The organism is Akkermansia sp. RCC_12PD (assembly GCF_036417355.1).
Lineage (GTDB): Bacteria > Verrucomicrobiota > Verrucomicrobiia > Verrucomicrobiales > Akkermansiaceae > Akkermansia.
The window spans coordinates 885727-903642 of record NZ_CP143889.1 but is presented as its reverse complement, the minus strand read 5'-3'; the positions used below and the strand labels follow the sequence as shown (position 1 = coordinate 903642).

At 53.0% G+C, this 17916-nt stretch carries 15 protein-coding genes; 6 read left to right on the top strand and 9 right to left on the bottom strand.

The features are described from left to right. Nucleotides 1-7: 7 nt before the first annotated feature. Nucleotides 8-1300: a TolC family protein gene (locus V3C20_RS03710; RefSeq protein WP_130083659.1), complete on the bottom strand. Its 1293-nt coding sequence runs from the start codon at nucleotides 1298-1300 to the stop codon at nucleotides 8-10. A 149-nt stretch (nucleotides 1301-1449) separates the two neighbouring features. Continuing rightward, complete coding sequence (locus tag V3C20_RS03705; RefSeq protein ID WP_130083658.1) at nucleotides 1450-1875, bottom strand: hypothetical protein; 426 nt, start codon at nucleotides 1873-1875, stop codon at nucleotides 1450-1452. 440 nt (nucleotides 1876-2315) lie between these two features. Here V3C20_RS03705 and V3C20_RS03700 point away from each other — a divergent pair, with 440 nt between their 5' ends. The 3 genes from V3C20_RS03700 (at nucleotide 2316) to V3C20_RS03690 (ending at nucleotide 4758) form a co-directional block, all read left to right on the top strand. Next, nucleotides 2316-2852: a hypothetical protein gene (locus V3C20_RS03700; protein ID WP_149873346.1), complete on the top strand. Its 537-nt coding sequence runs from the start codon at nucleotides 2316-2318 to the stop codon at nucleotides 2850-2852. 31 nt (nucleotides 2853-2883) lie between these two features. Then, nucleotides 2884-3501 (top strand): hypothetical protein, encoded by a 618-nt coding sequence (locus V3C20_RS03695; RefSeq protein ID WP_149873345.1) that lies wholly within the window; start codon nucleotides 2884-2886, stop codon nucleotides 3499-3501. 63 nt (nucleotides 3502-3564) lie between these two features. Further along, nucleotides 3565-4758 (top strand): hypothetical protein, encoded by a 1194-nt coding sequence (locus tag V3C20_RS03690; RefSeq protein ID WP_130083656.1) that lies wholly within the window; start codon nucleotides 3565-3567, stop codon nucleotides 4756-4758. A gap of 296 nt (nucleotides 4759-5054) precedes the next feature. Here V3C20_RS03690 and V3C20_RS03685 read toward each other — a convergent pair whose 3' ends face one another. The 3 genes from V3C20_RS03685 to V3C20_RS03675 form a co-directional block, all read right to left on the bottom strand. Further along, entirely contained in the window at nucleotides 5055-6080 is a 1026-nt protein-coding gene (locus V3C20_RS03685; protein ID WP_130083655.1) for an ankyrin repeat domain-containing protein, read from the bottom strand. A 12-nt stretch (nucleotides 6081-6092) separates the two neighbouring features. After that, nucleotides 6093-7574 (bottom strand): MFS transporter, encoded by a 1482-nt coding sequence (locus V3C20_RS03680; RefSeq protein WP_130083654.1) that lies wholly within the window; start codon nucleotides 7572-7574, stop codon nucleotides 6093-6095. Between the two features lie 132 nt (nucleotides 7575-7706). Then, entirely contained in the window at nucleotides 7707-8351 is a 645-nt protein-coding gene (locus V3C20_RS03675) for a hypothetical protein (protein ID WP_130083653.1), read from the bottom strand. A gap of 120 nt (nucleotides 8352-8471) precedes the next feature. Here V3C20_RS03675 and V3C20_RS03670 point away from each other — a divergent pair, with 120 nt between their 5' ends. Continuing rightward, a complete protein-coding gene (locus V3C20_RS03670; protein WP_149873745.1) occupies nucleotides 8472-9104 on the top strand; it encodes a hypothetical protein in 633 nt (210 codons plus the stop codon). Between the two features lie 30 nt (nucleotides 9105-9134). Here the strand turns inward: V3C20_RS03670 and V3C20_RS03665 are convergent, their stop codons facing one another. From V3C20_RS03665 to V3C20_RS03655, 3 genes are all read right to left on the bottom strand, one after another. Continuing rightward, the gene (locus V3C20_RS03665; protein ID WP_130083651.1) at nucleotides 9135-9914 is read right to left on the bottom strand and encodes a sel1 repeat family protein; all 780 of its coding nucleotides are present in this window, start codon (nucleotides 9912-9914) and stop codon (nucleotides 9135-9137) included. A 47-nt stretch (nucleotides 9915-9961) separates the two neighbouring features. Next, entirely contained in the window at nucleotides 9962-10792 is an 831-nt protein-coding gene (locus V3C20_RS03660; protein WP_130083650.1) for an SEL1-like repeat protein, read from the bottom strand. A 65-nt stretch (nucleotides 10793-10857) separates the two neighbouring features. Then, a complete protein-coding gene (locus tag V3C20_RS03655; protein ID WP_130083649.1) occupies nucleotides 10858-11775 on the bottom strand; it encodes a metalloregulator ArsR/SmtB family transcription factor in 918 nt (305 codons plus the stop codon). Nucleotides 11776-11812: 37 nt separating this feature from the next. Between V3C20_RS03655 and metK the strand changes: the two genes are divergently transcribed. After that, nucleotides 11813-12997, top strand: coding sequence for a methionine adenosyltransferase (metK, locus tag V3C20_RS03650; protein ID WP_130083648.1), 1185 nt, complete (start codon nucleotides 11813-11815; stop codon nucleotides 12995-12997). A 20-nt stretch (nucleotides 12998-13017) separates the two neighbouring features. Next, a complete protein-coding gene (gene ahcY, locus V3C20_RS03645; protein ID WP_130083647.1) occupies nucleotides 13018-14433 on the top strand; it encodes an adenosylhomocysteinase in 1416 nt (471 codons plus the stop codon). A 253-nt stretch (nucleotides 14434-14686) separates the two neighbouring features. On the opposite strand, the gene V3C20_RS03640 is transcribed toward ahcY, so the two are convergent. Further along, nucleotides 14687-17881 carry a hypothetical protein gene (locus V3C20_RS03640; protein WP_130083646.1) on the bottom strand — a complete coding sequence of 1065 codons (3195 nt, stop codon included), beginning with the start codon at nucleotides 17879-17881 and terminating at the stop codon, nucleotides 14687-14689. Between the last annotated feature and the right edge of the window lie 35 nt (nucleotides 17882-17916).

Below are 17916 nucleotides of genomic sequence, written 5' to 3'. Positions count from 1 at the left end.
GAATGAATTATTTTGATTGGAGATTGGCGTGGGTGAGGTAGCGCAGCTGTGCCTGAATGCCCAGCAGCTTGTCCAGATTATCCAGAAATGCCAGGCGGCTTTCGTACAGCTGGTGGCGGTTTTCCGCCAGTTCCAGCAGGGAGGCTTCACCGATGTCGTGCAATTTCTCCATGGTCTGAACGGAGGAGGAAAAGGACTCCATGCGCTGAAGCTCCGTCCGGCAGTGGCGGATCATCATCTGCTGGGAAGCCTCAAGCTGGCGGGTATTAAACAACTCCGTCTTCCAAAGCTGGACGGTTTCCATCCGGGCCGTATTCCGTGCGCCGTGCGCCTCCGCAATGGCCTTGCGGTTGCGGTTCCACAGAGGAATGTTGAACCCTATTTCCCCCCCTACTTCCTTCTCCCCGTCGTCGCGAGTGAAGGAGGGCCCCAGTTCCAGTTCCGGATACTGCCTGCGGATTTCCGTCTTGAGCAGGGTTTCCGTGGTGGCATAAGTAGCCATTTGAGCTTTTATCTTGGGGGACTCCATCAGCGCGGCGGGAGACGGCGCGGTTACGGCGGCGGGGAGGCTGAACCCTTGTCCGGTGAGGAAACGGAGCCTTGGAACGCTGGAAGGGTGCATGCCCATCAATTTGACCAGCTCCATCTGCTGCTCCAGTTCCGTCTCCGTGACATTCTGGAATTCCCGGATGGCGTCGTTCATGCGCTGGGAGGCCACCTGGCGTGAAGAAAACTCAACTTCTCCCGCCCCAATCAGCTTTTCGATCATGCCGTTCTCCTTTTTCAGCACGGCCAGGCGGTCCTGAATCACGGACTTGCGGCGTTGCGTAACAGCCAGCCTGTTCCATGCCTGGTCCAGGGAACTGAGGAAATCCAGTTCCGCCTGGCGCAGCAGCCAGAAATCCGCTTCCTTGTACTGTTCCGCCACCTTCTTCTCCAGGGCGGGAAGGCCGGTGACCGGAATCGTGAAACCCAGACTGCCTGACATGTTGAGCGTATTCTCCTGCAGGACTTGTTCAATGTCCCAGGAAAAGGATGGATCATTCCACCAGCCCGATTGCCTGGCTGCTTCCTTGCTGGAAGCAAGCTTCAGGCGGGCCTTGTTCAGGTCCGGATTCAGGACTAGGCCTATCTGGCGCGCCTGGATCTGGGTGACGGTAGTATTGCGGTCAATGGCCCCGGACTCCTGCCTCCACGCGGCTTCCTCCGCGTTCAGGTCAATGGGGGCGTTCTTATAGACGCTGCATGAGGCCAGGAGAGCCAGCAGGCCCAGCCCGGAATAAAATGGTATGGATTTCATGTTGTGAAAGAGATGGGTAAACAAGGGAGTCCAATTTGAGTTGGACAATGCGGGAGACGATTCCGCGGAAAAAAGGGAACGTCCGGATTCAAAAAACAGACGCAAAACGGAAACACCGTCAAAAAAGGTGTTCCTGGAAAAAATCCTCTCTAAATCAGAAGGGGGCGTTGAAAACCCGCATGTCCCATACCGTCGTCCGCCAGCGGGTCGGGAGGGACTGGCGCAGGGGGCTTTGCCGTCTGACTTGTCAAAAGAAGAACGTGGGCCAGCTGATGGAAATCCGGCAATACTTGCCAGACGATGCAGGGAAGGGAAACCGGGGAAGAAACGGCCGGAACGACTGGATCGTCAATCTCCAGTTGACCGTGTTCGCACCGATGGTCTGCCGCGGGAATGGAATCCGTGGAGCTGGAATCATGGCGGCCACAGCCGCAATCAACTGCCTTTTCATGGCAGGAACAGGAGAACAGGAAAATCTCCGCATGGCACGAGCACACGGAAACGATGCCCGCTCCGCCGATAATAACCAGCAGAAGGGAAATCAGCATGATGCCGTTGCGCAATGCTCTAACCATTGTACGTGGCGAATCGTAGAAAGGTGCCGTGGAAGCGTCAAGAGCAAAGTGACGGATGGCGGAATCACGGGCGGCAAGAGATAGCAGTGATTCTGTAGAAAAAGAGCAATCGTTCTCTGATTGAACTTGTAATGAAAAATTATACATTGTATTAAAATAACAGTAAAAAGGAATGTTGATTTTCTGTATGGAGAGGCCACAAAGGCCAAGTATCCGTTATCCTTGGCCGGATTCTCTTCTATGGAATAATCTGAATTCCTTTCTGAATTGATTTTGCTCATATAAATATATTGATGATCAAACATCTGTGCATTTAATACATTTGAAAATGGTAAGAGTGCAATCAATAAGGAATTGTCTGAGACCGTAAAAAAGAAAAAGCGGGAACAGGAAAAGTATATGAAAATTCAGAAAGTTTACCAATTAAGAAAATAAATGATATGAAAACAAAAGTAATCATCATCAGCCTGTGTTCTCTTCTGGCATGGAGCATTTGCGCGGCGGAGGATGTAAAAGATATAAGTAAACAGCCTGAAAGAAGGAGCATGCAGGAAGGACCTGTTAAAAAGGCTGTAAAAGTAAGGAATGAGGTTTCGCAACTGCAGCAGGAGCTCAAAAGATTCGTTTCCGCTTACGAAGAAAAGAAAATATCGTTGGAGCAGCTCAGGAATTTCTATGAAAAACGGGTGAAGAGTTTCTGTCTTTATTACCATAAGTTATCCAGGGAGGAACTGGCCGTTCTTCTCGATATACCTTCTAGATTTTCTATGAATACAGGTTTCTTATGGGATATGAGAGTCGGGTTGAATGATTTGACACAAATATTCATAGATGAAGACCAGGGCGACGGATATGTTTGGGGCAATAAATCCTACACGGGGCCGAAAGAGGTGGTGGCGTTAAAAGTGTTTTCCGACGGGATGGATAATTTCCTGGAATGGATGGAAATATTCAAAGACAGCATGGATGGCGCATAATTGGGACAGTTCCACTTACCTCTTGGATTAAATGAAAGTTGCAAGATCTTCGGATTTATGGATAAGGTCTTCGGGCTTGGGCCTGCCTCTTGAGAAAATAAACGGTATGAAAACAAAAGTAATCATCATCAGCCTGTGTCCTTTGCTGGCATGGAGCATTTGCGCAGCGGCTGAGGTAGAAGATATGGGAAAACAGCCTGAAATAAGGAGCATGCAGGAAGGACCTTTTAAAAAGGCTGTAAGATTAAGGAGTGAGGTTTCGCAACTTCAGCAGGAGCTCAAAAGATTCGTTTCCGCTTACGAAGAAAAGAAAATATCGTTGGAGCAGCTCAGGAATTTCTATGAAAAACGGGTGAAGAGTTTCTGTCTTTATTACCACAAATTGTCTCGAGAGGAGCTATCCGTTATTTTTGATATAAATCTTATATTTTTTAAAAAGGTAGGTTTTTGTGCGGATATGAGAATCAGGTTGAATGATCTGACAGAAATATTTCTCAGTGAAGACCAGGGAGATTCCATTCCGTTTACAGGACGCAATAATTCATATACGGGACCAAAGGAAGTGGTGGCGCTGAAGGTGCTTTCGGATGGGATGGATGATTTTCTGGAATGGATAAAAAATTTAACTGATTATGAAGAAATGCAATGAATAAACGGGAGAGACTCCGTTGCTTAATGAAATATTCCTCAGCTATTTTAATGCAGATCATTTATGATTAAAAAAGTGGTTCGTACAGCCATTATTTATATCGTGTCTTTAGCTGTGTTTGCCTGTGCGTTTGGGCAAGCCAACACCCTTTTGGAAAACTGGAGAGCGGTTCTGTTTTTTCAGCTTCTTGTATTTTTCATTATTAATGAAGTTTGGTATTGGCTGTGCACGTGGCCGGGCATCTTTCTGTCCCTTTTTCAGCAGATAAAAAATAAAAGGGTTCCGGAGCAAAACCGGGAAAAATATGTGAGAGGGTTGAACAGGCTCGTCAGAATGACAAGCATCATTATTCTCTTGGTGCCGCATGTTATTTATGGCACGTTGTGGCTGGTCAATCTCCTGTCGCAGCATGCCTTGCAACGATGGGGAGGGGTGAACCTGGATGCGTCTCTTTTCCTTCCGTCCTACCTCTCATGCATTGTCTTTTTCATTCTGGTTTTTATCTTTCCCATTCAGCCGTATTCCATCAGCCATTTCATGATGGAATGGTTTGAACCGAATCTGGGTAAGGAGAAAGTGGCTGAGGAAAAGGATGATTCAAGAACTTCTTCGTACACTGTGCCGCTGAATGTACGGGCTGAAGAACACGGAGGTCGTTCCATCCTCTTTGACGTCCATTACGGAAAGATAATGAAGGAGATGGAGGCCGGTGAGGAACTTCTGGCCATGGCCGCACCTGTTCCCTACGCTTTTAACAGGCAGACCCGTATGGAATTCATAATAGGCGTGCCGTTTATTTTTGCATCTGCATGGGTGGCATCCATGCTTTTCAAGGTCGTTTCCCAGTCTGGTGTCTCGCTCATTTTCTGGGCGCTCTTCGTGATGCTTCTTGTCTTTTTCTCGGTAGGGTGTTTGTTGGTCTTTTCTCCGGCCCGGTGGAAAAAGAGGCTTTCCCGGACTGATTATTTTATCACTTCCAGACGTGTTTTTCTGGCGGAGGGAAATGATTTACGCCAGTTTTTCTGGAAAGATGAACCGTATGTTTCCTTGCAGATGCACCATGAATTGCTGGGAAGCGTCTATATTTCACGCAGAACCCGTATTAATGCCTGTCTGGATAAATTGTTTGGCAAAGGAAAGGTCAATGCCTATGAGACGGATGAAACGGGGAAAATGAACGGATTGCTAAACATTCCGCAGGCAGAAAAAGTATATGCGATGATTGAATCCCTCATGGAGCATTCAAAAGAGCCATGAATATCTGTTTTAAGAAGGGGCTATCATTTGGCCGGAATTCTCAGCAGTGATCTTTTTATTTTTCCCCGTCCTGTTGATCGTAGTTATGCCATCTTTTTAGGGGGGAGCAGGAAGTGAGTTTTGTCATTAAAACAAGCTCTGGGAACAGTTTTCTTTCCCAATCCGCCCCATTTTCACACATCCTGTCCAGTCTTGGATTTATTGCCTGAGCCTGAAATGGCGTAGAAACCGTACAGTCGGGAAGGCATGGCTGCCGCCGGCCGGGTGTGCGGGTAGGAAATTCCTTTCTACACTGGTTATTTCACCGCCGCCTTGCGGAGCAGGTCCACGGTGCGCTCAAAAGCCATGCCGCGGACGTCGATGATCTGAGAATGCTTCGCTACGGCTCCCATAATTTCTTCCTTGAACTTTCCGGCGCTCTTCTCCGTGAGCAATTCTTTGGAAATCAGGTTGCGCGTAATGACTTGGAGGACATAGTCTGTTTCCACAAAAGCCTGACGGCCGACTGCGGTTTTCATGGCCTCCATGAATTCGGAAGCGTGTTCGGGGGAGGTGGTGGAGACCACCTTTTCATAGGCTTCCGTAAAAGTATCAAGTGGAGCTTTGGAAACTTTCGTTTTGGTCAGTTTAAAGCTGCCCTGGTAGGCTGCTGCCCCTTCTTCTGCAAGTTGAAGAGCGGTTTTTCCGAATTTGTTGACGGCGTTCATGTCCGCTCCTTTTTCCAGCAGAAGGGCCGCTACCTGGATATTGCCCCGCATGGCCGCCAGCATCAGGGGCGTGAAGCCGTTGTCCTCCTTGTTGTTGATGTCCGCCTTTTTCTCAATCAGCATTTCGGACAGTCGGTCCAGCCCGCTCCAGGAGGCCCAGTGCAGTGCGGTCCATCCATCCTTGTCCTTCTGGTCGATCTTCAGGCGGGGATCCTGCAAAAGCCTTCCCAGATAAGGGGCCCGCTTGGCTTCCAGCTTGAGCGTTGTTTCAATATTATTGTAATTGGCGTAGCACACCCACATGACGGGTGTTCTGCCATGCGGGTCCGTCATGTTGACAAAGGCTTTCCCCTGTTTTTCAGCCAGCTTTTCCCCTTTTTCCAGATTCTGTTCAAATTCCTGCATGCCCTTTTCCCGGGCTTCCCGCTCCTCCTTTTCCGTGGAGGCATTCACTTCCTTGGCCTCTGCCTTTTTCATGACGGTGATGAGGTCCAGGGCCGGATTGTCTTCCCCTGAAAAGGATTTGGAAATCAGCAGGCTGAGGCCGCCGAGGACGGAACTGAAGGCCACCAGGACGAGGGTGTCCAAAATGATGTTGCGCGTGTGTTGGGTCATCGTCTCGTTCTGTCAGGAGTTGGCTTCCGTAAGTTCTTCCGCTGTCACGGCCGGGTCCGTTTCTGCCGTAATGGCTTCAATGGGTGGAGAGTCCGCGTCTTCTTCCGGGTGGTCGGAAGTGATGGTCTTGCGGGTCATAATGATGGCAATGGGACTAATGACGGCCAGGGCGAGGTAAATGGTCCACATGAATTCGGGGGAGGACCAGAAGCCGATGTGCCCGGTGTCCATCTTGGCGCAGATGCCGTCATAGCAGAGGTAGGCTACGAGCAGGCCGCCGATGATCCCGTTGATGGGCTTGGCGATGAACATGGGCAGGGCGGCCAGGGACATATAGGAGGCTACCTTGTCCTTGGGAGCTACGCGTGCCACATATTCGGAAAAACGGGGGGAGAACAGCAATTCGCCGAATGCAAAGACCAGGATCTGGGCCACGATGGCCACCAGATACGCCTGGGAGCGTGTTTCAATTCCGGGAACCACATAGTACCATTCAATGGGAATAGCCATGAAAACAAGGGAAAACGCGGAGATGGACATGCCCACGATCATCAGGCTGACGGTGGAGAAGCGTCCCAGCAGGGGAATGAGAAGAATGAGGCCTGAAACGATGATGGCCGGGTTGATGGCATTGATAGTGCCGATGGCGAAATCATCGTAAAGCGTGCGCACATAATACTTGGGCATGACCAGGAATTGCAGCGTGAAGACGATGCGCACGCCCATGGTGAGGACGAGGAACAGGATCAGCTTGCGGAAGGCGGATTCCTTCCAGACCTCCCTGAAAAGCTGAAGGGGGCGGCGCTGCGGGGCGTTGAGGTTTGCCTCCTTTTCGCTTGGCTCCGCGAAATTGTTTTCATCAATGAAACGGGTGGTGATGCAGCCCAGCAGCACCATCAGCGTGCCGAAGTTAATGATCCAGAAGCCGCTGTCCACGGCCCCGAAGTGTTTCCGGAAAAATTCGATCAGGAAGACATTCGCGACGACGGCGGAAATGTTCATCAGCAGATAATAGATATTGAACCCCGTGGAACGCGCATTCAGCGGGGAAAAGCGCCGGATGGAAGTCTGAATGACGGGAGACATGAACGCCGTGCCGAACGACATGATCAGGATGCCCGTCATGACGGCCAGGCGTCCGCTCTCCACCGTGGGGCAGATATCCGGGCCCAGCCCCATGATGAGGCGTCCGGTGATGAGGATGATGAAGCCGATCAGGTAGGCGCGCCGGATGCCGATGATGTCACAGATGGAACCCACTGCAAACACGAATGCGGAAATGAACAGGGTGTACAGTCCCACCCACAGGGCCGCATCCGCATCGTTGAAGCTGCAATAATCCGTCAAGTAAAGGACGAACACCGTGATCATGGAGAAATAGGCCATGCCGTCAAAAAACTGGACGACGTTCGTGAGCCAGAAATCTTTGGAAACGGTTTTTAGTATCTTGAACTCGGAAAAATATTTAACGATGGGGTTGGCGGATTCATTCATGCGGAAATAGGGAGGAAAAGTGAAATTTAACGACGGTGAAAGAGTGGGTTACACGCCCTGCCGATTCAAGATTTTTTTCTCCCAAAAGCCGGATTATCCGGTAAAATGCAGAATAACGCCGCCCCCTGCCGCCTACCTGGGCAGGATGCGCCGGAACCCGGCCACATGGCACCAGGTGAGCGCCTTCAGGCACTGTTCAATGGCCATGGCGTCCGAAGGGAGCTGGGGCCAGAGTCCGGCTTCCTTGAGCCCGGATTTGGCTATTTCCGCAGCTTTCCATTCACGGAACTGGGTGGGAATGGCGGAAAAGGTGAAGAAAGCCCAGCACGCCAGGCCTATGGCCAGGGCAATCTGGAATTTCAGCAGGCCTGCCGCTATCATGCCCAGCAGGACCAGGCCGGTGAAAAAGGGAATCATCGTGGCGCGTGCGATTGCCGTTTTGCGGGCTTTTGCCGCTTCCGCGTTTTCCTTGACCAGGCGGCTTAGAGCCCAGGTGTGGGCTACACAGGCCATCCGGCCCGCGGTCACCTTGCCCTCCCAGGCGGGGGGCAGGCTGATCAGACCGTTTTCATCCACGCCGGGTGTGCGGGCTTCCGCCAGTTTCCTCCGGCGTTTTTCGGCGCCGTCCAAACGGCGGATCAGTCCCGCGGGACCGGGAAATCCCGGCAGTTCTCGGGATTCATAGGTACGCAGCGGAATGACGCCCTTGGTGAAGCGCAGCGCTGCAATGACGCCAAGCACCACCAGGGAAAGGAAAATCACTACTGCGAAAAGCATAGGGTGATCTTTCTCATATCCCGCTTTTCCCGTCAATCTCCGCTCACGGCATCGGTCATGCCCGGTACAGGCTGGATTTGGATTGCTTTTGCGGAACTTTTCGTGTAATTGCTGACCGCAATGGCATACCTCCGGGAATGTATGGGGAAATGGCTGCCCTTCGTTGTGATGGCGGCGGCGCTGGAGGTGTGCCCGGCCCAGGATGTGGCCAGTCCGGATGCCGCAGAACTGGACCTGGATCTGGTCAAATTGAAAAAGGGGCCCAAGGGCAGGCAGAGGGAAGCCATCCGGAAGGTTCTTTTGCTCGTGTACCTGAAGCAGAAGGAAGCATGGCTGGCGGAATCCGCGGAAGATCCCTCCGCCCACCTGGCTGCGGAAATAGCCTTCCGGCGTTATCTTTCCTCCGTGGATGTAGCTACGTGCCCGGAGGAATTCCAGCGCGCTTTCCGCCGTTATGCAGGTCTTCTGAACTCCTTTGAGGAAAAGAGCCTGAAGAGTGTCAAGGACTTTCCGGCCGTTACCGTGCAGGAGGCCGGCAGAGAACTGTTCCGCGTATTGCTCAACTACCGTCTGGAACCGAACCTCCTTCTGGAGGAAATGAAAGCCCTGGTAGATGAGGAAATTGAAGGGAAGGAAGACCTGTCCGTGGAGCGGATGACGGCCATCGTTCAGGAATTGAGGGAATCCCTGCAGGCCGGAAAGCGCCCGTTTCCGGAAGAACGCTCCGCCGATGAGCTGGTGCCGGAGAATTAAGTGTCTCTGGTTCAGTCAGCCTTCTAGGCTTCAGAAAACATCTTTGCAAGCATTGTCAAACGCCTCTTCATTAATATTTTTCAAGGTTGATTTTACTTTTTCATTGGCGCCCATGGATTTCAGAAGAAACTTGAGAACAAATTCATATTCAAATGAATCCAGCTCATGAATGTTTGTAAGAGAGGGCAGCGGTGTATCATGGCTGCCGAGCGCCGTCCGGTAGCGTCGGTAAAAGTCAGTTTTCTTTTCTGCTTCTGTTAAAGGAAAGATATTCAACCGGTCCACAGCGTAGAGGAGATAAAGGGCATCGGAATTATTGGCATCCGCCGCCTGCCGGAAGAGGGCGAGGGCTCTTTGCTCGTCTGGTACAATGTTGTAATTGTTGAATGATGAATAAATGCAGCCCAATTCCCAAAGAGCGGGTCCGTAAGACTGCCCGGCGGCTTTAGTCAAATAGCTGAAAAGCTCCTCCTCCGAAAGATCAACATTATAATACACGTCCATTTGAACTGCCGGGTTCCCTCCCGTGTCGGCCGCTTTTTTCAGCCAGAACTCATAATCTTCAGAGAGGAGGCTCTCTTTGTCCATGAAGATATCCTTCGCCATCTGGACCATGGCCGGCACATGCCCTCCCTGCGCCGCTTTCTGCAGAAGATTCTCTCTCTGACCAAACCGCAGGGATGGAGATAACTCCATGTATTGCCGGTACAGTTCCTCAGGGGAGGGTTCCCTCGGGGAGGCTATCCAGTAAACACCCAGCGAGGCTGCGAGAACACAGCCGGAAATGATTAGCGCGGATTTGACTTTCATGGTTGATGAGCGTTTATCCTCCGGGATTTTGTCTTCAGTCAGACGAATCAGCTGTTATTTTCTCCAAATGGGTCCTCCTCAGGCAGCAGGAAATCCGGTTCCGGGAGAGCTTTGACTTTTTCGTTAGCCGGGAGGTAGGTCCTTAGGAGATCATACGCCTGAGAGCTTTCTGTCACGTCTTCCGGATAGTCAAGCGATGGGGAAATTTGATGCTCCGCCTGTTTTACGTCTTTCTGATAGCGTTGGGTTATTTGAGCAATTTCCGCTTCCGGAAGAATCTGGAGCCGGGCCAGGAGATACATCAGGCAACGGGCATCCGGTTCTTTGGCTTCGGCGGCGCGCCGATAACATTCGATCGCTTTTCTCTCATTTCTGGCAATATAATGTCTTGGACTTCCCTCGGCGTAGAGGAGACCGAGGGCCAGGAGAGCCGGGCCATGATTTTGTTCAGCTGCCCTGGACAGGTAGGCAAGGCCTTCTAAGTCGCTCATGTCGCATTCGCGGAAGGCTTCATATTGCGCTTCCGGGTCTCCCATGTTCGCTGCCTTCCTTATCCAGAAATCATATTCATTTCCTATCGTGCCTTTGGGAGTTCCTCCTTCACGCGCTTCTGCGGCTATTTGGCGAACTGCGGGAAGATAGCCTCCGTGGGCTGCCTTGGCCAGTAGCGTTTGCCGCTTTCCGGTTCTTTCCGCAGGGGAGAGCTCCATGTACTGGGCATACAGTTCTTCAGTGGAATGCTCTACAGGCTGCTTGTCCGCTTTATCACGGGAGAAACTGCACGACGGATGAATAAAGCAAAAGACGGCAACAGCTGCAAGAATGAAGGAAAGAATAAATGCGGCAGTGAAGGCACAAACGTATTTAATAAAGCTCATGAGGATGAAGTTGGATGTCTCTATATGTTAGAGATTAACTAAAAATAATGGAAGGTCAATTTATTTTATCGTTTCCAGGCAGCGGCCATCAGGGTTTGGAAATGGGGCGGTTCCGGCTCCCTGTCCACGATGTCCGTGTGGATGTTCCCGAATCCCGCTTCCTTCAGCATGCTCTCCAGGGCGGCGGGGGTGAAGCCCAGCCAGCGGTCCGCATACAGTTCCCGTGCCTCCTCCTGGCCGTGCTGGAGCAGGTCAAGAACGACCAGGCACCCGCCCGGTTTCAGGATGTTCCAGGCGGCTTCCAGCGCTTTGGCGGGTTTTTGCGCATGGTGCAGGGCCTGGCTGAGCAGGGCCAGATCCACCGTTCCGGGTTCAATGGGGGGAGATTCAATGTCTCCCAGGCGGTATTCCAGATTGTCCAGGCCGTGTTTGCGGGCCAGTTCCTGCCCCAGTTCCACCATGCTCGGGGAATTGTCCACCGCAATGACCCTTTTGGCGCTGGGGGAAATGAGCTGGGAGACGAAGCCTTCTCCAGCCCCCAGATCGGCTACTACGTCGTAATTCAGGATGCGGAGCAGCGCTCCGGCCAGCGCCTTCCATGAACGGCCTGGGGCGTAATTCTTTCCCAGGCGGCACACCACTTCGTCAAAATAGGCCTGCGTACGGTTTCTGCGCTTGTCCAGAATAACCTGGAGAGCCTTTTTGTCCGCCTCCGCCTCCGGCAGTTCCTCACAGGCCTTCATTGCTACGTTGTGCAGGTCGTCGGCCAGGGAGAGCGTGTAAAAAACGTTCTTGCCGGAGCGCGTGTCTTCCACCAGCTCTTCCTGCCGCAACTGGGCGAGCTGGGTGGAAATGCGGCTCTGCCCCATGCCGAGAATTTCCTGAAGTTCCGCAACGCTCAGGGATTCTTCATCCAGAACGTTGATGATGCGCAGACGGGTGGGGTCCGTCAGGAGTTTTAGCGTTTTTAGGATTGACTTCATGGCAGAATAATATATCAACGCATCACGATTTATCGATATGAGTAAAAACAACCCTCACATCTTCACCTCGGAATCCGTAGGAGAAGGCCACCCGGACAAAGTGGCCGACTACATTTCCGACTCTATTTTAGACGCCTGCCTGGCTCAAGACAAAACTAGCCGCGTTGCGTGCGAAACCCTGGTGAAAAGCAACATGGTCATCATTGCCGGGGAACTGACGACCAAGGCGGTCATCAATCCGGAAAAAATCGCCCGCCAAGCCATCCGGGAGATCGGCTACTGCAACGGGCAGGATGACGACGTGTTCCATGCGGACACCGTCTTTTTCACGAACCTTCTTACGGAACAGTCCCCGGACATTGCACAGGGCGTGGACGCCCGCGAGGCGGAGGGCAAGGGCCATGCGGAACAGGGCGCGGGGGACCAGGGCATCATGTTTGGCTTTGCCACGAACGAAACTCCGGAACTTCTTCCGGCCCCGATCGTGTTCGCCCACAGAATTCTTATTGAACTGGCCAAACGCCGCAAGCGGGGCCATGTGGACTGGCTGCGTCCGGACTGCAAGTCCCAGGTGGCCGTGGCCTACGGCGAGGACGGGCGCCCGGCCCATATTGAAAACGTGGTCATTTCCACCCAGCATACGGAGGACGTAAGCCATGAAACGATCTCCGACTACTGCAAAAAGCTGGTCAAAAGCGTCCTGCCTGAAGAACTGCTGGATGAAAAGACGGAATACTTCATCAACCCCACCGGCAAATTCGTGGTAGGCGGCCCCCATGGGGATTCCGGCCTGACAGGGCGCAAGATCATTGTGGACACGTACGGGGGAATGGGGCGTCACGGCGGCGGCGCCTTCTCCGGCAAGGACCCGTCCAAGGTGGACCGCTCCGCCGCGTACATGTGCCGCTGGGTGGCCAAGCACATCGTGGCCGCCGGACTGGCGGACAAATGCGAGCTTCAGGTGGCTTACGCCATCGGCTACCCCACACCGGTATCCATCCGCGTGGACACCTTCGGCACCGGAAAAGTGGAGGAAAACGTTATTGAAGACGCGCTGGAAGGCATCTTCTCCTTCAAACCCGCGGACATGGTCACCCAGCTGGACCTGCTGCGGCCCATCTACCGCCAGACGACCCATTACGGGCACTTCACCAAGCCGGACCTCCCCTGGGAGACGCTGGACGAAGCGCGTCTTGCGTCCCTGAAAAACCTCCTCCATTAAACCATCACCACACTGACCACATGTTTTCAGAAACGGAACACTACAAGGTGCGCGACATCAGCCTTGCCGACTTCGGACGCAAGGAACTGGACATTGCCGAACATGAAATGCCCGGCCTGATGGCCGTGCGTGAAAAATACGCCGCTTCCCGGCCTCTGGACGGAGTGCGCATCATGGGCTCCCTGCACATGACCGTGCAGACCGCCGTACTCATTGAAACGCTGACGGCCCTGGGCGCTTCCGTCCGGTGGGCAAGCTGCAACATCTTCTCCACCCAGGACCATGCCGCCGCCGCCATCGCCGAATCCGGCACGCCCGTTTTTGCCTGGAAAGGGGAGACCCTCAAGGAATACTGGGACTGTACCTGGAAGGCCATGAACTTTCCCGGCGCCCTGGGACCGCAGTTGATTGTGGACGACGGTGGGGACGCCACGCTGCTCATTCACCGCGGTTATGAAATGGAAAACGGCAGTGACTGGGTAAACACCCCGTCCGAATCCGAGGAAGAACAGGTCATCAAGGACCTGCTGAAAAAAATCTCCGCGGAAACGCCGGGCATCTTCCACCGCTGGCTGCCGGAACTCAAGGGCGTTTCCGAGGAAACGACCACAGGCGTGCACCGCCTGTACCAGATGCAGGCTGCCGGCAGGCTTCTGATTCCCGCCATCAACGTGAACGACTCCGTCACCAAATCCAAATTCGACAACCTGTACGGCTGCCGCGAATCCCTGGTGGACGGTATCAAGCGCGCCACGGACGTAATGATTGCGGGCAAGGTGGCCGTGGTCTGCGGCTACGGAGACGTGGGGAAGGGCTGCGCGCAATCCCTGCGCGGCATGGGCGCCCAGGTGGTAGTGACGGAAGTCGATCCCATCTGCGCCCTTCAGGCCGCCATGGAGGGCTACCGCGTGCTGACGGTGGAGGACACGCTGGGCTGGGCGGACATTTACGTGACCACCACGGGCAACTGCAACATCATCCGCATTGAACACATGGAAAAAATGAAGGACCAGGCCATTGTGTGCAACATAGGCCACTTCGACAATGAAATCCAGGTGCACAAGCTCCAGACCTACCCCGGCATCAGGCACCTCAACATCAAGCCGCAGGTGGACCGTTACACGTTCCCGTCCGGCAACAGCCTGTACCTGCTGGCGGAAGGGCGCCTGGTCAACCTGGGCTGCGCTACGGGCCATCCCAGCTTCGTGATGTCCAACAGCTTCGCCAACCAGGTGCTGGCCCAGCTTGAACTGTGGAACACCCGTGAAAATCGTTCGGTGGGCGTCGAAGTGCTGCCCAAGGTACTGGACGAGGAAGTCGCCCGCCTGCACCTGGGCAAGATCGGTTGCAAGCTCACCGTCCTTAGTCCGGAACAGGCGGACTACATCGGCGTTCCGGTGGAAGGCCCCTACAAGCCGGACTTCTACCGATATTAGAACAGGACGGGGAAAACGGCCGTCCGTATTTCTCCTTTCATGGCCGCAGCCCCTTGTTGGCGGCTGCGGCAGTTTTATTTTCAGTAATGCCGCAAGAGGGGAATCCTTTTCCGCCACTGCTTTTGCCTTCCCGTGTGGTGGGGGATAAAAAATCTCCCGCCGCGTCTCCATATCCCGGGTATTATGGGAAGGGGTGCACCGTTTTCGGCATGATTCTGATAAAATTTGTTACCGTAACAATGATGCGCCTCATTTAGTGCCTGTCCAGACGGACCTTGATGGAAGCCTGTCCGGTTTTCAAGTCCTGCGTGCGTGCCCATGCACAAATGCGCCAGGCATTTGAATGAGGATCGAAGTTGATGGGAACCCGTACTGTTCCCTTCTCATCCGTATAAAGTGTGCTGCACCATTTGACACACCCGGGAGACCGGAGCGTGCCGTGGAACGGCAGCCCGGTTTGAAGAAAAGCTTTGTTGGAAACGGCATGCCGCCATGCCTCGGAGATTTTTGAAAACGATGCCGCATATGCGTCAAACTGCTCCAGGTTATGGGCTGAGCCCCATGAATGCTCGAAGTAGGGACCGGGGATGGCGGGCGTATCCGGAGTGAGAAAATGATATTCGTGTTTGATCAGGTAAGGATGTTGATCCGGATCTGACAGGCTGTGGTCAACATGTTTATGGTCGTTCATGGATGGCAGTAAAAAATCATTGCTGCATGCTTTCAGAATGGTATTCGGTTTTCGCCAGATGAACTGTGTGAACATGGAATTGTGAAGAGGGGAATGGAGATGCAGGGAATTGTCATAGGCACTCAGGGTCACCCGGCTGTTTTTGACGGGATTTCCGCATTTGTCGCGTACGGTCACAAGGGCTGCAGCGTTTCGACTGTTTGCCTTGTCTGGGAACTCCATGGAAAGTGCCACATTCAATTCTTTTCCGGTGTGGGGCACCGATAGCTCAACCGCGTGTTCGGCGGAAAATTTCCCTTCCAGAGTGAAAGCCTGAATTCCCAGATTGGGCATGTCCCCCGTTGTGACGGGGACCTTGACGACTTTTTGCTGTCCTTTCACATGCAATATCTCATAGCTTTCTGTTTCCCATCCGCCTCTCAGTACAAGGCACACCCGGGTATCCGGTTTCCGTGTTGTAATCAGCAGGCGCGCCGTGTCTCCCGGACGGTAGAATGCCTTGTCGGGAATCAGCCTGATGTCTTCATAATCCAAAAGCTCATGTTTTCCAGGCCCGGAGCATGACAAATAAGTATTTTTCTCCATTGTGCGCTCCTCTTTGTCTTTCAGTACGGCCTGCAGGATATACTGGCCCGGGCTGGGCGGAATGAACGAAAAAACCGCCTGTCCCCGTTCATCCGTCGCAACGGGAAAATCCTCAATGGTTTTCTTTGCTGTGGGAACAGGGCGGTTCTCCTTCATGCCCATCTGCTGATGAATGATTTTCAAATGCCCCTGCGCTCCGGGTACTCTGTTTCCGTAAGCATCGGCAGCAACGACGGTTCCTTTGAAAACACGCCCGGATTCGGCAAACAGCCGTTCTCCCGTGAAGAAAATGCGGAAAGGCCGGGAGGACTTGACAATGAATTTGGTTGTAGAAGACGGGAGGGCGTTTCCCTCCGTTTCCATGGATGCGGTTATTTGATAGCAAAGATCTCCGTCCGGCCTTCCCTCTGCATCCGGGTTCGGATGGAAAGTGAACTCCGCACGTCCCTCTGCATCCGGTAGCAGCGTATCCTGAAAGACAGGATCATTGTTCAATGGAGCTGGGACGTATTCATAAGGGTTGCTGAACAGATTTTCCAAAGCGGCGGGAAGCGGTTTCCACTCCCGTTCCCTGGGGATGGTGAACTCCCGGACGGCGACTTTTATCCGGGAATTCGAGGAAGGAACGTTCACCTGAACATGAAGGGGAGACATCATTTCTGCCGGGTCCGCCTGCACAGTCACCATGGGTGGCGGTACAGACTTCGGTTCCACTATCTGAAATTCCGCGGCGGTTTCCCATGAAAACCTGTCGTCCTCATTCTCAAACCATTCCGGGGGAGTTTTTCTGGGAGGGGGCTCCAGGGAGACCAGGATATGGCAGGCTCCGGCCGGAACAGTGAGAGGGAGGCGAAAGTCCAGATCGAACTCGCCGGCTTCATCCGTTGTGACGTTTTTTTCCAGAAGAGTATGTTGTTCCTGTGTGCCGGTTGCAATGCGGACGCGCAGGGAAAGGCCGGCTGTCGTGGATGCGCTGGATTCGTGATTGCCGGCTCTCCAATGGATTCCTTTGACATGTACAGTCTGTTCAGGGAAATAGGCCGGCTGGCTGGTGATGCAAAATGTTTTTGCCCCATGGTTTTTGGGAAGCGTTTCTTCGGGAGGAGTCTCTTCGGAGAGGAAATGGAACGGATCGTTGTCGGAGCTGGGAGACTGCGTATGAAATGGAAGAATCGGGAATGTCCCTTCCCGATTAGTGTCAACCCATCCCATGATCATGCATGTATCGGGCAGAAGGGGCTGCTGGAAGCAATAGCCTTTTGCATTGGTTGTCTTTGTCAGGAGAAGAGGGGAAGCTCCCTGTTTGCAAATGGCCAGATGGATGTTGGCTGAGGGAATGGGATTACCTGTCCGGCTGTCGGAAATATACCACAGGATTCCTGTTTTCAGGGTAATGCTTTGAATGCGTATGCGGTTGAGATGGATCAGAAGGCGGGATTCGCTGGAAGGATGGACGGAAGCCCTGAGGATGTAGGAACCTGGCTGGGCTACAGGTATGAAAAGTGTGGTGGCAAGGTCGCTGTGATCCTCTGGTTTATTGAGTTTCCGCATCAACGGCTCTCCCTGGGTTTCCAAAAAGGGCAGAAAGGAAATGGCTGGCTGTCTGTTTTCCGCAAGGGAGGGACGAAGGCCGATGGCGCGCAAAAATTTTTCCGAGTTATCGAATACGTCAAAAAATGCCTGAAGTTCCTCCTGTGTGGGAGGCGTTTCCTTCCATTCCTGTATTTTTTGACGGATAGCCTGAACCAAATTCAACTGTTCCAGCCGCAGAGTTGCCTGGTCGGCATTCCGGGAAAAAAACGGGAATTCGACGCCTTCTGAAACGGGCGTATAAAGAAAGGAATATAAAAATCCTCCTCTGGGCTGAGTGATAGAATCCAGCAGGTTTTGCAAATGACCCAGTAATTGAGCTCCTTCCTCCTCTTTCCTGATGTCAGGAGGAAGCTCTTCCATGTTTTGACGTAACTGCTTTACGGCTTGATTCAGGTTCTTTTGGCGAATGCATTGGAGCACCATGTTGGACATTTGGCTGGCAGTGTGCCGGCAGATTTCCGGAGAGGAAGGGGAGAGATTTTCCCCTGGCATGGCGGAAAGAGCGGCATTCCCCACGGCGGAAAAAAGCAGAAGGAACAGGCAGGACCGTAAAACCGGATTCAGGAGAGTGAATGGCATTCTTCCATGTTAGGAAAAATGCCGATAATGAATCA